Here is a 13,129-nt window from a genome sequence, read left to right on the forward strand (position 1 = left end):
GTCGCGCGCTCCCTTTACGGGCCATCCCGGGCGGCCTATAAGCCTGCCCATGATGCATTGGCTGACCATCATCATTCGAATTACCGGCCCGGCGCTCTGATACATGAGCCGCCGGGACAAGGCGTTTGAGCCCTCGCGCCGCCCCAATCCTGCATTCGAACACTCCCTGAAGGACCACGACCGATGTGTGCCGACACGCCTGACTATAAAGACACGCTGAACCTGCCCGAAACCGAATTCCCGATGCGCGCGGGCCTGCCCAAGCGCGAGCCGGAATGGCTGGCCCGCTGGGCCGAGATCGGGGTTTACGACCGCCTGCGCGAAAAGCAGGGCCGCACGCCATTCATCCTGCATGACGGCCCGCCCTATGCGAACGGCCACCTGCATATCGGCCACGCGCTGAACAAGATCCTCAAGGATATGGTGGTGCGGTCCCAGCAGATGATGGGTCGCGATGTGCGCTATGTGCCGGGCTGGGATTGCCACGGGCTGCCGATCGAATGGAAGATCGAGGAACAGTACCGCAAGAAGGGCCGCAACAAGGATGCGGTTCCGGTGGTCGACTTCCGTCAGGAATGCCGGAAGTTCGCCGAGGGCTGGGTGGATATCCAGCGCGAGGAGTTCAAGCGTCTGGGTGTAACGGGCAACTGGGCCGATCCCTATCTGACCATGAATTTCCACGCCGAGGCGGTGATCGCCGAGGAGTTCATGAAATTCCTGATGAACGGGACGCTGTATCAGGGGTCAAAGCCGGTGATGTGGTCGCCCATCGAGGAGACCGCGCTGGCCGAGGCGGAGGTCGAATATCACGACAAGGAAAGCTTCACGATTTGGGTGAAGTTCCGCGTGGCCTCTGGCCCGTCCAACACCGCTACGGTCGCCGACACCTCTGACCTCGTGGGCGCCAGCGTCGTGATCTGGACCACCACGCCCTGGACGATCCCGTCCAACAAGGCGGTCGTCTATGGCGCGGACTATGCCTACGGGCTTTACGAGGTTACCGACACGCCCGAGGAATGCTGGGCCAAGCCGGGAGACAGGTTCATCCTGGCCGACAAGCTGGCCGCCGATGTCTTTACCCGCGCGCGTCTGTCGGACGAGATGTGGACCCGCGTCCGCGACGTGCCGGCACGGGAACTGGCGGGCCTGTCGCTGGGACACCCGCTGGCGGGCGCCGAAGGCTCGAACGGCGAGTGGGACGAGCCGCGCGATTTCCGCGCCGCGGATTTCGTGACCGACGAAGAAGGCACCGGATTCGTTCATTGCGCGCCCAGCCACGGGATGGAGGAATACGAGCTTTACCGCGATCTGGGCATGCTGCCGCAGGTCATCACCTATAACGTGATGGACGATGGTTCTTTCCGCGCCGATCTGCCGTTCTTCGGCGGCAAGCGCATCCTCAAGTCCAACGGCAAGGAGGGCGACGCCAACAAGGCGGTGATCGACAAGCTGGCCGAGGTGGGCGGGCTGCTGGCGCGCGGCAAGATCAAGCACAGCTATCCGCACAGCTGGCGCTCCAAGGCCCCGGTCATCTATCGCAACACGCCGCAATGGTTCGCCGCCATCGACCGGCCGGTGGACGACGGGCAGGATACCTATGGCACCACGATCCGGCAGCGCGCGCTGACCTCGATCGACCAGTTGGTGACCTGGACGCCGAAGACCGGGCGCAACCGGCTTTACTCGATGATCGAGAACCGGCCCGACTGGGTGCTGTCGCGTCAGCGCGCCTGGGGCGTGCCGCTGACCTGTTTTGTCAAGAAGGGCGCATTGCCGACCGATGCCGATTTCCTGCTGCGCGACCCGGCGGTCAACGCCCGCATCGTCGCCGCGTTCGAGGCCGAGGGCGCGGATGCCTGGTACAAGGACGGCGCGAAGGAACGGTTCCTTGGCGATGCGGTGAACCCGGATGACTATGAGCAGGTGACCGACATTCTGGATGTGTGGTTCGACTCCGGCTCGACCCATGCGTTCGTGCTGCGCGACCGGCCCGACGGCGCGGAAGACGGTATTGCCGATCTCTATCTCGAAGGTACCGACCAGCATCGCGGCTGGTTCCATTCCTCGATGCTTCAGGCCTGCGGCACCAAGGGCCGCGCGCCGTATCGCGGGGTGCTGACCCACGGGTTCACGCTGGATGAGAAGGGCATCAAGATGTCCAAATCCATCGGCAACACGATCGTGCCGGAGGAAGTGGTCAAACAATATGGTGCCGATATCCTGCGGCTTTGGGTGGCGCAGACCGACTATACCGCCGATCAGCGGATCGGGCCGGAAATCCTGAAAGGCGTGGCCGACAGCTATCGCCGGCTGCGCAACACGATGCGCTTCCTGCTGGGCAATCTGGCGGGCTTTTCCGAAGCGGAACGGGTGGACCCGGCGCAGATGCCGGAACTGGAGCGTTGGGTGCTGCACCGGCTGGCCGAACTGGATCAGCGCGTGCGCGCGGGCTATGCCGCCTATGATTTCCAGGGTGTGTTCCAGGCGCTGTTCAACTTCGCCACGGTCGAGCTGTCGAGTTTCTATTTCGACATCCGCAAGGACGCGCTGTATTGCGATGGCGACGACAGTCTTGAACGCCGTTCAGCGCGGACCGTTCTGGATATCCTGTTTCACCGCCTGACCACATGGCTGGCGCCGGTGCTGGTGTTCACCATGGAAGAGGTCTGGCTGGAACGCTTCCCGGGCGATGACAGCTCGGTCCATCTGATCGATCTTCCCGACACGCCCGCCGATTGGCAGGACGATACGCTGGCCGCGAAATGGGCCGGTATCCGACAGGCGCGCCGGGTGGTGACGGCGGCGCTGGAGGTGCAGCGCCGGGACAAGGTGATCGGCGCCAGCCTGGAGGCCGCGCCGGTGGTGCATGTGGCGGATGCGGATGTGCTCAAGGCGCTGAAATCGGTGGATTTCGCCGATATCTGTATCACCTCGGATGTGGTTCTGACCGGCGATCCCAGCCCGAACGAGGCCTTCCGGATGCCCGAGGTCGAGGGCATGGGCGTGGTGTTCGAAAAGGCCGATGGCGAGAAGTGTCAGCGCTGTTGGAAAATCCTGCCGGGTGTGGGAACGCACAAGCATGCGGACGTTTGCGGGCGCTGCAACGACGCGCTGGGCTGAAGCGGCGGGGGCGGAGCGCGGACAAAGCCGCGCTATGCGATCACCTGCGCGATCGGTCGGCGCAAGGACGCGGGCATCCTGGGCCCGCGTCCGACGCGCATCACCAGATTGGGGCGCCGGTCGCCCAACCCCAGCAGGCCCTGTAATTCGCGCCGCATCTGCGGCACCTCTACCGCCTGATTGAGGAAGGCGTGTTTCAGCCCGTCCGCCGTGGCCTGAAGCGCCAGGCGCTGACAGGCCTGCCCCGCCTTCACCCAGCCTTCGGGGGTGTCGGTGGGTGCCACAAGCACGAACAGACCGGCGGAACTGCGGATCTGGCGCACGTATTTCGCGTTCTCGCTCTTTGCCCTGACCGCCAGATCGAAAATCATCGTGCCGAACCATTCCGGAATGGCCGGGCTGCCGGTGGAGCGTGCGAACAGGCCGTCGCCGCGCTGCACCGCATTGCGGGGGCTGAACCGGATCCAGGTGCGAAGCTCGCGCATGAAGGCAGGATCGGTCATCTGGGTGGTGTTTCCGGCAACGATCAGCGCCAGCAGGTCGTCCTTTGCGGCCTGCTCTGACAGATAGATCGCTTCGACCCCATGATGCGCGGCCGCTGCTTTCATCCGGTCCACAAGCACGGGCTCAATCGGCGCGCCATCGAAATCGGTACGGGTGCTTTGGCGATGCGGGATCGCGTCGAACAGCGCACCGGCGCGCGCGGCATCCTTTTGCAGGCTGACCTTGATATATCCCCCGTCCGCAACGGTTTCAAAGATATGCGCGCCGGATTTCCCGCAGGCCATCGCGGCGAGGCTGAGGTTTTCCACGGCGCAGCCAAGGCTGGCGTACAGGTGGTGGTCATCAGGGTCCACCACGCTTGTGCGGCGCGAGAAATCAGGGCGGATATCTAAGCCATCCCCCCCGTTGACGGAAAAGCGCCAGGGCTGGGCGTTGTGACCGCTGGCGGCCAGCGTGGCATAGCGGATCAGGTCGTGCGGCCCGGCAGGGGCGGGCAGGCGCGCGCGCTGATGCGCGACGGTGGCGTGATAGATGTGCAGGCCCCGGCGCCAGTCCCGCCAGGCGATCCCGCCTGCCGCCAGCACCACACCCCCACCGATCAGTGCACGTCGTGAAATCGGCATGGCCTTCCCCGCGCTTAGCTTCTGCCGGGAAAGTCTTGGGGCAACGGCGGGCGATCCGCCTTGATCCGTCGCAAATCCGCTATGTTTTGGGATGCGCCTTTTCATAGGCTTCCATCAGATGCGCGGTATCGACGGCGGTATAGGTCTGCGTCGTCGACAGCGAACTGTGGCCCAGAAGTTCCTGGATCGCGCGCAGATCGCCGCCCGCGCTTAGCAGGTGGGTGGCAAAGCTGTGGCGCATCGCGTGCGGCGTGGCGGTCGCGGGCAGGCCAAGCTGCATCCGCGCCGACGCCATCGCGCCCGAAATCAGCCGCGGGTTCAGCGCGCCGCCGCGGGCGCCGCGAAACAACGGTGCGTCTGGCGTCAGATCATGCGGGCACAGCGCGCGATAGTCCTCGACCGCATCGCGCGCGACCGGCAGCACCGGCACCAGCCGCTCCTTGCCGCCCTTGCCCCGGATCCGCAGGACCTGCGGCAGCGGCGCGTCGCGGCCCGTCAGCCCCAGCGCCTCTGATATCCGCAGGCCGCAGCCGTAAAGCAGGGTCAGCACCGCCACGTCCCGCGCCCCGACCCAGCCCTTGAGCGATTGCAGCTCGACCGTGTCGATCATCGCGCGCGCGGCATCTTCGGCCAGTGGACGCGGCAGTTTCTTCTGAAACTTCGGCGCGCGGGTCGACAGAACGGCGGTGGGGTCGAAACCCTGCCGTTCGGCCAGCCAGCGATAAAAGCTTTTGACCGCCGACAGCGCCCGCGCCAGCGACCGCGCCGCAACCCCGCGCCCGCGCTCATGCGCCATCCAGGCGCGCATGTCGCGGATGCCGACACCGGCCAGCGGCGCCAGGCCCTGGGCCTCGCCGAAATGAAGGCTCAGAAAAGACAGAAAGCCCATCACGTCGGTGCGGTAGGCCTTCAGTGTGTTGGCAGCGGCGCCGTTCAGCGCCTTTTCATGCTCCAGCCAGCGGTCCAGCGCATCGGCTGCGGCGGGCGAGAGCGCGCAGATCACGACAGCCAGCGGCGCATTGCCCGTTCGAACACCCCGGCGAAGAAGGCAAGCAGGTCGGTGCCCTGACTGGGCGAGAACTGATGCGGATCCTCGGCGCCCATCGCCAGCAGGCCGGGCAACCGCCCTTCGCCGAAATTGAGTTTCAGCAGCGCCTCGGAATGGACCCAGCCCGCGGCCTCGCCATAGATGCGTTCATCCTGCGGCTGCATCTGGCGCAGGGTCACGGTCCGCGCGCTGGTGTCGCGTCCCATGGTCAGATAGCGGTCGATATAGCCCGGCTCGGCCACGCACAGGACGTCGCCCAGCCGTTTCACCGCCGGGTCGCTGTCGCTTTGGGCCGTTTCCAGCACCAGCCGGATGCAATCGATGCGCAGGATATCGGCGACCTCATCACCCAGGACGCGCAGGAACCCCTCGAACTCGGTCGGGTCGAGCAGTTTCAGAATCGCGCGATGCACCCGATTGGTGCCCGCGAGGTTGTCATAGGCGGCGGCGATGACGGAACGGTGGGTATCTTCCAGCCGTTCCAGCCGCGCCTCAAGACGTTCCATCGCGATGCCGCGCAGGTCGATGATATTGCTGCCCAGCCCCTTTTCGTTGGCCGCCACCAGCGCGCGCATCAGATCGCGGTCGTCGAGGATCACATCGGGATCCGCGATGATCTTGTCACGCAGGTCGCTTTCGGTCAGGGCTGTGCCGCTCATATCTGCCTCATGTCGTCTTTTTCGCCGACCTTACACGAAAGTCAGAGGATTTTCTGCCCCGTTTTTGCCCAATCCTTCAGGAACGTCTCCAGCCCCTTGTCGGTCAGCACGTGATTGGCCATGGCCTTGATCACGGCGGGCGGCGCGGTGGCCACATCGGCGCCGATCAGGGCTGCGTCCTTCATGTGGTTGACCGTGCGGATCGAGGCGGCCAAAATCTGGGTCTGAAAATCGTAATTGTCATAGATCGTGCGAATGTCGGCGATCAGATCCATTCCATCGAGGTTGATGTCATCCAGACGCCCGATAAACGGCGAAATGAACGTCGCGCCCGCCTTGGCCGCCAGCAGCGCCTGGTTGGCCGAGAAACACAGCGTCACGTTCAGCTTGTTGCCCTCGTCCGACAGCACCTTGCAGGCCTTCAGCCCGTCCCAGGTGAGCGGCACCTTGATGCAGATGTTTTCGGCGATCTGGGCCAGCTTGCGGCCCTCGGCGATCATGTCGTCGGCGCCGGTGGCGACCACCTCGGCCGAAACCGGGCCGTCGACCAGATCGCAGATTTCCTTGGTGACCTCCAGGATGTCACGGCCGGATTTCAGGATGATCGAGGGGTTGGTGGTCACGCCATCGACCATGCCCAGCTCGTTAAGTTCGGCGATTGCATCTACATCGGCGGTATCGACAAAGAATTTCATGGGGTTCCTCCTGCGGGTTTGTGCCCTGATTTGCGCCTCTGATACAGGATGGGCGGGCAGGCTGAAACCCATTGAATGGCGGCGGGGCGTATGACGGATCAGTTCTTTGACGAAGGCGCGCTGGTGGCGGTGCTGACCGCGCAGCCGCTGGACCGCGCGCTGGATTACCGCGCGCCCGAAGGCGGCTGCCATACCGGCGCTTTCGTCGAGGTGCCGCTGGGCCCGCGCAAGGTGCTGGGCGTGGTCTGGGGACCGGGCGAAGGCGGCTATGATCTGGCCAAGGTGCGCGCGGTGATCCGGGTGCTGGATGCCGCACCGATGCGCGCCGACATGCGCGCCTTTCTGACCCGCGCCGCCGATTATACCCTGACCCCGATGCCGGCCATGCTGCGGCTGGCCACCCGTGCGCCGGGGCTGGGCGGGGCCGCGGCGATGCGCAAGGTGTACCGGCTGGGCCAGGGCAGCCCGGACCGCGAAACCGACGCGCGGCGCCGGGTTCTGGCGGCGTTGGGCGCCTATGGCGGGCTGGCCTTTACCCTGGGCGAGTTGGCCGAAACGGCGGGCGTGTCGCATTCCGTGGTCAAGGGGTTGGTCAAGCAGGGTGTGGTGATCGAAGAGGACGCGCCGCGCGATATGCCCTATCCGCGCCTCGACCCCGCCTTGCCAGGGCATGTGCTGACCGGCGATCAGGCGGCGGCGGCACAGGTGCTGCGTGGCGCGGTGGCGTCGGGCGCGTATGGCACCACGCTGCTGAAAGGCGTCACCGGATCGGGCAAGACCGAGGTCTATCTGGAAGCGGTGGCCGAATGTCTGGCGCAGGGGCGGCAGGCGTTGGTGCTGCTGCCCGAGATTGCGCTGACCGCCGGGTTTCTGACCCGGGTCGAGGCGCGGTTCGGCGCCAAACCCGCCGAGTGGCATTCCGGCGTGACGATGACCGAGCGGCGGCGCTGCTGGAAGATGGCCGGGCAGGGCGGGGCGCAACTGGTCGTGGGGGCACGGTCGGCGCTGTTTCTGCCCTATCGCGATCTGGGGCTGATCGTGGTCGATGAGGAACATGATACTTCCTATAAACAGGAGGAGGGCGTGTTGTATAACGCCCGCGACATGGCGGTGCTGCGCGCGTCGCTGTGTTCGGCGCAGGTGGTGCTGGCCTCGGCCACGCCATCGCTTGAAAGCTGGGCCAATGCCGAGGCGGGCAAATACCGGCGGCTGGATCTGGCCGCCCGGTTCGGCGCGGCCGAACTGCCGGAAATGCGCGCGATCGACATGCGCGAAGAGGATCTGCCGGGGGATCGGTGGGTGTCCCCCGCCATGGCGCGCGCGGTGCAGGCCCGGTTGGCGGCGGGCGAGCAGGCGCTTTTGTTCATCAACCGGCGCGGCTATGCCCCGGTGACGATCTGCCGGGCCTGCGGCCATCAGATCGGCTGTGATCATTGCGACGCGCGGATGGTCGAGCACCGGTTTCAAAAGCGGCTGGTCTGCCATCAATGCGGCGAAACCAAACCGATCCCGCAGACCTGCCCGTCCTGCGGGGCCGAGGACCGGCTGGCGCCCGTCGGGCCGGGGGTCGAGCGGCTGGCCGAAGAGGTAGCGGCGCTGTTTCCGCAGGCCCGCGTGGCGGTGCTGTCGTCCGATCTGTATGCCTCGGCCCGCGCGCTGAAGGAGCAGATCGAGGCAATCGCGGCGGGGGCGGCGGATATCATCATCGGTACCCAACTGGTGGCCAAGGGGCATAACTTTCCGTTGCTGACGCTGGTTGGTGTGATCGACGCGGACCTGGGGTTGCAGGGGTCCGATCTGCGCGCGGCCGAGCGCACGTTTCAGCTGATGCGGCAGGTGGCCGGGCGCGCGGGGCGGGCGGAGCGGCCGGGCGTCGCCCTGCTGCAGAGTTTTCAGCCCGAGCACCCGGTGATCCGCGCGATCCTGAGCGGCGACGAGGAAGGCTTCTGGCGCGCCGAAGCGGACGAGAGACGCGCCGCCGGCGTGCCGCCTTATGGCCGGATGGCGGGAATCATTCTAAGCGGGCCGGACGCGCAGCAGGTGTTCGATCTGGGCGGCGCGCTGGCGCGGATGGATGCGCCCCTGCGCCGGATCGGGGCGCAGCTGTTCGGCCCGGCCCCGGCGCCGATCGCCCGGATCAGGGGGCGTCATCGGGTGCGCCTGCTGATCAAGGCCGACAAGGGCGCGCCGTTGCAGGCGGCGCTGCGGGCCTGGGCGGCGCAGGTCAAGCTGCCCGCGAATGTCCGGTTGCAGATCGATATCGATCCGCAGAGTTTCTATTAGGGCTCAGATCAACTGATCATAGGCGGCCAGCGCGATCCGGCGCAGCGCGTCGCGCGGGATGTCGCCGACAACGGCATAGTTCAGCGCCCCGTCCATCCAGTAGAAGCTTTGCACCCCGCCCTGGTCGGCGAACTGAAATGCGGTTTGCGCGCCGCCGGTTTCGGGCGCGACATACAGCGTGACCCGGCGGCCCTGGTCATCCTCATACATGAACAGCGCCGCCGCGCCGGTATCGCCGGGCAGCACCCGCCCGCCCATCAGGCGAAAGCCAAGGGCCGCGAAATCGGGCGGCGCGATGCTGTGGCCCAGACGCTTGGACACCCAGCCGGTCAGATGCGTGGCCTGATCGGCGCCGACCTCGATCGGGTGGGCGACCTCGACCACATAGGTTTCATGCGCGGCGATGGCGGCATCGGCCAGTGCGCGCGGCGCGGCGGGGCGCAGATCGGCGGCCAGCCAACCACCCGCACCGCCCACCGCCAGCAAAGCCAGCATCGCGGCGATGCGCAACAGCGGCGGCGCGCCCCCGGTCCGTGTGGGCCGCGACCGGGTAACGGCCAGCAGGCGGTCGGGCACGGGTTCGTCGGCCACCGGGGCGTAAAGCGCACCGAGAACGGCGTTCTGACGTGCCCATGTTTTCAACAGCGCCTGCGCCTCGGGATCGCCGGGCAGCCGGGCGGCCAGCGCCCGCGCCGCGTCGGGCGGCAGGGCGCCTTCGAAATAGGCCAGCAGCTGCTCTTCGGGGATCGGGGTCATGGATTTCGCCTTTCGGGTGTCGGTCGCGCGGGGCGCTCGCGCCCAGTCATGACGCGCAGTTTTTCACGGGCCCGGCCCAGCCGCGACATCAGCGTGCCGGTGGGAATGCCAAGGGTCCTGGCGGCCTCGTCGAAACTCATGCCCTCCAGCGCCACCAGCAACAGGGCTTCGCGCTGGTCGACGGGCAGGGTGGCGATGGCGGTCTGCACCTCGCTCAGGGCCATGTGGGCCTCCTGCCCGCCGGGGCGGGCGGGTTCGGTGGCCAGATCCGCCACCGCCACCAGTTGACGGGGGCGGCGGCGCAGCGTGTCGCGGTGGCGGTTCAGCAGGATGCGGAACAGCCAGGCTCGGACCGGCCCGTCGCGGCGCCACAGATGGCGCTTGGCGACGGCCCGTTCCAGACAGTCCTGGACCAGATCGTCGGCCGTGTCCCGGTCGCCGGTCAGCCCGCGCGCATAGCGGCGCAGGGCGGGGATATTGGCCTCGATCTCGTCCAGAAGGGGCATGGCGGGCTCAGGGCTTGGCCAGGTGCCACACACCCTTGACGCCGTCGCCGGTGATGTCGCCCGGCGCGCCGTCCTTGACCCACAGATACAGCGGCTGGCCCTTGAAGGCCCATTGCCGCGCGCCGTCGCTGCGCAGGACGATGCCGAATTCGCCCTGCGGGCGGGCCTTGGCGCCGGCTTCCAGCGGGGGCCACAGGGCGGCGCAGTCATCATAGCAGTTCGACACGGCGGGGGTGTCCTTGTCGAAGGTGTACAGCGTCATGCCGTTGCCATCGGTCAGGACGGGGCCGGCGGCGCTTTCGCCGGTCTGGATCGCGGTGGCCGACAGGGCGGCGGTGGCCGACAGCGACAGGGCGGCGGCAAGCGCCAGAAGGGTGGGTTTCATGATCAGGCTCCGAATTGTTGGGTCGGTTCGGGCGCGCCGTTGCGGCAACACCTGTCCTGAATGACGCAAAACCGGCGCGCATAATCCCGCAGTTCGGATCACGGTTTCGTCAGCGGGGTCAGGCCGCCGCGCGCAGGCCGGGCTGATCGACCACGAAATCGGTAAGGACCGCGCCGACCCACATGCAAAACAGCGCCAGCCACGCGGTGCCCGCGAAGATCGACCCGCCCGTGACGCCCGCGCCGATCGCACAGCCGCCCGCCAGCATCCCGCCGAACCCCATGAACGCCGCCCCCAGCATCGCGCGCTTCATGTTGTCGGCATCCTGAAAGCCCTGAAACCTCAGCTCGCCCGCCAGGGCAGAGGCCAGGAAGGCGCCGATGAACACGCCGGGCACCAGGCCGATGTCGAATTCCAGCACCGGGTTGCTGACCAGAAAGAACATCAGCGTATTGGCCGAGGGGCCGGTGAAGGTGGCGCTTTCGATCTGCACCGGATCAAAGCTGACCTGCGCCAGCCCGAAGGTCAGCACCCAGCCGACCGCGACGGCAAAACCCACGCCCGAGGCGAAGACCAGGGTGCGCACGCCGATCTTATTGCGGTGCGAAAACCACAAGGCCATCAGCGCCAGCACCAAACCCAGCACCAGCCCGCTGCCGTCGGGCAGCCTGCTGGCTTCCAGCAGGTTGACGTTGCGCCCGCCCGGCGTGACCCAAAGCCCCGCCAGCCAGTTGCGCAGGGGCGACATCCAGCCATGCAGGCTCATCTGCGCCACCACCGCAAAGATCAGCCCCGACACGACCGCGCGCAGGTTGCCCGTGGCCGCCAGCACCAAAAGCCGCCCCGAACAGCCGCGCGCCAGAACCATGCCCACGCCGAAGATCAGCCCGCCGATCACCGCACCCGACCATGACCCGGTCACCGCCATCATCCGCGCGTCTTCGGCCCGCATCAGCCCCAGCATCTGCGCCCCCTGCACCCAGACCACGGCGGTGGAAAAGGTCAGCAGCCACACCGACATGCGCGGCCCCAGCCGGCCACGGGCGAATTCCACCGTCGCAGCGCGCAGGCAGAACGAGGATCGCTGCGCCGCCACGCCAAAGACGATGCCAGTGATCAGGCCGAAAAGGGCGGCGGTGCGGGCCTCGCCGACCCATTCCACCAGATTCAGGATATCCATCATGCCTTACCCAGGTATGTTCAAATTCGAATATATCTGCCGCAGGCGGGGTGAAATTTCCTTGATCCAGATCAGGGCCGCCCGCGCTTTTGCCCTCGCCAAGCCTTGCGGATCGGATTATCGCAGACCTATGTCGCGTCCGATTTCCCTTGCAGATGCCCAGACCCTGCCCCGCTGGCGGCGGCCGGTGGTTCTGCTTGTGCTGACGGCGATGGCGATGCCGGTGGCCTTTGCCACCTGGTCGGCGCTGCTGAACAATTTCGTGATCGAGGTCGCGGGTTTCACCGGGGTCGAAATCGGCTGGCTGCACTCGGTACGCGAAATTCCCGGCTTTCTGGCCGTGGGTGTCATCGCGCTGATCATGTTCATCCGCGAGCAGGTGCTGGGGCTGGTGGCGCTGCTGATGCTGGGGGCGGCCACGGCGGTGACGGCGTGGTTTCCGTCTTTCGCCGGGCTGCTGACCGTGACCATGCTCAGCTCGATCGGGTTTCATTATTACGAGACCGTCAACCAGTCGCTGCAATTGCAGTGGATCGAACGCGCGCGGGCGCCGCAGGTGCTGGGCTGGCTGGTCGCGGTGGGATCGGGGGCGTCGCTGGTGGCTTACGGGCTGCTGGTTGTGGGCTGGAAGGCGTTCGATCTGTCCTATAACTTCGTCTATCTGGTGTCGGGCGGCTTTACCGTGGCGGTGGCGGTGTTCTGCCTGCTGGCCTATCCGCAATTCGAATCCCCCCATCCGCAGGTCAAGAAATTCATCCTGCGCCGCCGCTACTGGCTGTATTACGCGCTGCAATTCATGGCCGGCGCGCGGCGCCAGATCTTTGTGGTGTTCGCGGCCTTCATGATGGTCGAGCGGTTCGGGTTCGAGGTGGATGAGATCACAGCGCTGTTCCTGATCAACTTCGTGGCCAACATGATCTTCGCGCCGCTGATGGGCCGCGCGGTGGCGAAATGGGGCGAACGCCGCGCGCTGGCCTTCGAATATATCGGGCTGATCGCGGTGTTCCTGGCCTATGGCGGGATCTATTATTTCGGCTGGGGCGTGGTGCTGGCCGCCACGCTTTATGTGATCGACCATCTGTTTTTCGCGCTGGCCTTCGCGCTGAAGACCTATTTCCAGAAAATCGCCGATCCGGGCGACATCGCCCCCACCGCCGCCGTGGCCTTTACCATCAACCATATTGCGGCGGTGTTCCTGCCCGCCGGGCTGGGCTATCTGTGGATCGCGGCACCCGGTGCGGTGTTCGGGCTGGCGGCGGGGATGGCGGCGCTGTCGCTGATGCTGGCGCTGATGATCCCGCGCCACCCCGAACCGGGCAACGAGACGATCTTCGCGCGCTTTGTTCCGGCCCCGGCAGAGTAGATTTTCT

11 protein-coding genes are annotated in these 13,129 nt (G+C 66.4%); 3 read left to right on the plus strand and 8 right to left on the minus strand.

All coding sequences use genetic code 11. The features are described from left to right. Window positions 1-183 precede the first annotated feature (183 nt). Window positions 184-3,120, plus strand: a complete 2,937-nt coding sequence (gene ileS, locus ACSR1C_RS07630) for an isoleucine--tRNA ligase (protein WP_460258765.1) — start codon at window positions 184-186, stop codon at window positions 3,118-3,120. Between the two features lie 32 nt (window positions 3,121-3,152). On the opposite strand, the gene ACSR1C_RS07635 is transcribed toward ileS, so the two are convergent. The 4 genes from ACSR1C_RS07635 to fsa all read right to left on the minus strand — a co-directional run bounded on the left by ACSR1C_RS07635 (window position 3,153) and on the right by fsa (window position 6,649). Further along, window positions 3,153-4,247 (minus strand): Acg family FMN-binding oxidoreductase, encoded by a 1,095-nt coding sequence (locus ACSR1C_RS07635; protein WP_460258764.1) that lies wholly within the window; start codon window positions 4,245-4,247, stop codon window positions 3,153-3,155. A gap of 79 nt (window positions 4,248-4,326) precedes the next feature. Further along, entirely contained in the window at window positions 4,327-5,247 is a 921-nt protein-coding gene (locus ACSR1C_RS07640; protein WP_460258950.1) for a tyrosine recombinase XerC, read from the minus strand. Beyond that, window positions 5,247-5,954, minus strand: a complete 708-nt coding sequence (locus ACSR1C_RS07645) for a DUF484 family protein (RefSeq protein WP_460258763.1) — start codon at window positions 5,952-5,954, stop codon at window positions 5,247-5,249. The genes ACSR1C_RS07640 and ACSR1C_RS07645 overlap by 1 nt, the downstream gene beginning before the upstream one ends. Window positions 5,955-5,995: 41 nt before the next feature. Next, entirely contained in the window at window positions 5,996-6,649 is a 654-nt protein-coding gene (gene fsa / locus ACSR1C_RS07650) for a fructose-6-phosphate aldolase (protein ID WP_460258762.1), read from the minus strand. Between the two features lie 90 nt (window positions 6,650-6,739). Between fsa and ACSR1C_RS07655 the strand changes: the two genes are divergently transcribed. Then, window positions 6,740-8,932 (plus strand): primosomal protein N', encoded by a 2,193-nt coding sequence (locus ACSR1C_RS07655; RefSeq protein ID WP_460258761.1) that lies wholly within the window; start codon window positions 6,740-6,742, stop codon window positions 8,930-8,932. Window positions 8,933-8,935: 3 nt separating this feature from the next. Here the strand turns inward: ACSR1C_RS07655 and ACSR1C_RS07660 are convergent, their stop codons facing one another. From ACSR1C_RS07660 to ACSR1C_RS07675, 4 genes are all read right to left on the minus strand, one after another. Further along, window positions 8,936-9,688, minus strand: coding sequence for an anti-sigma factor family protein (locus ACSR1C_RS07660; RefSeq protein WP_460258760.1), 753 nt, complete (start codon window positions 9,686-9,688; stop codon window positions 8,936-8,938). Further along, on the minus strand, window positions 9,685-10,194 hold the full coding sequence (locus tag ACSR1C_RS07665) for a sigma-70 family RNA polymerase sigma factor (protein WP_460258759.1): 510 nt from the start codon (window positions 10,192-10,194) through the stop codon (window positions 9,685-9,687). The genes ACSR1C_RS07660 and ACSR1C_RS07665 overlap by 4 nt, the downstream gene beginning before the upstream one ends. 7 nt (window positions 10,195-10,201) lie before the next feature. Then, window positions 10,202-10,579: a COG4315 family predicted lipoprotein gene (locus ACSR1C_RS07670; protein ID WP_460258758.1), complete on the minus strand. Its 378-nt coding sequence runs from the start codon at window positions 10,577-10,579 to the stop codon at window positions 10,202-10,204. 118 nt (window positions 10,580-10,697) lie between these two features. Further along, window positions 10,698-11,759, minus strand: a complete 1,062-nt coding sequence (locus ACSR1C_RS07675; RefSeq protein ID WP_460258949.1) for a YeeE/YedE family protein — start codon at window positions 11,757-11,759, stop codon at window positions 10,698-10,700. 130 nt (window positions 11,760-11,889) lie between these two features. Here ACSR1C_RS07675 and ACSR1C_RS07680 point away from each other — a divergent pair, with 130 nt between their 5' ends. Then, window positions 11,890-13,122: an MFS transporter gene (locus tag ACSR1C_RS07680; protein WP_460258757.1), complete on the plus strand. Its 1,233-nt coding sequence runs from the start codon at window positions 11,890-11,892 to the stop codon at window positions 13,120-13,122. Window positions 13,123-13,129 lie beyond the last annotated feature (7 nt).

This window comes from Actibacterium sp. D185-2 (genome assembly GCF_054954595.1).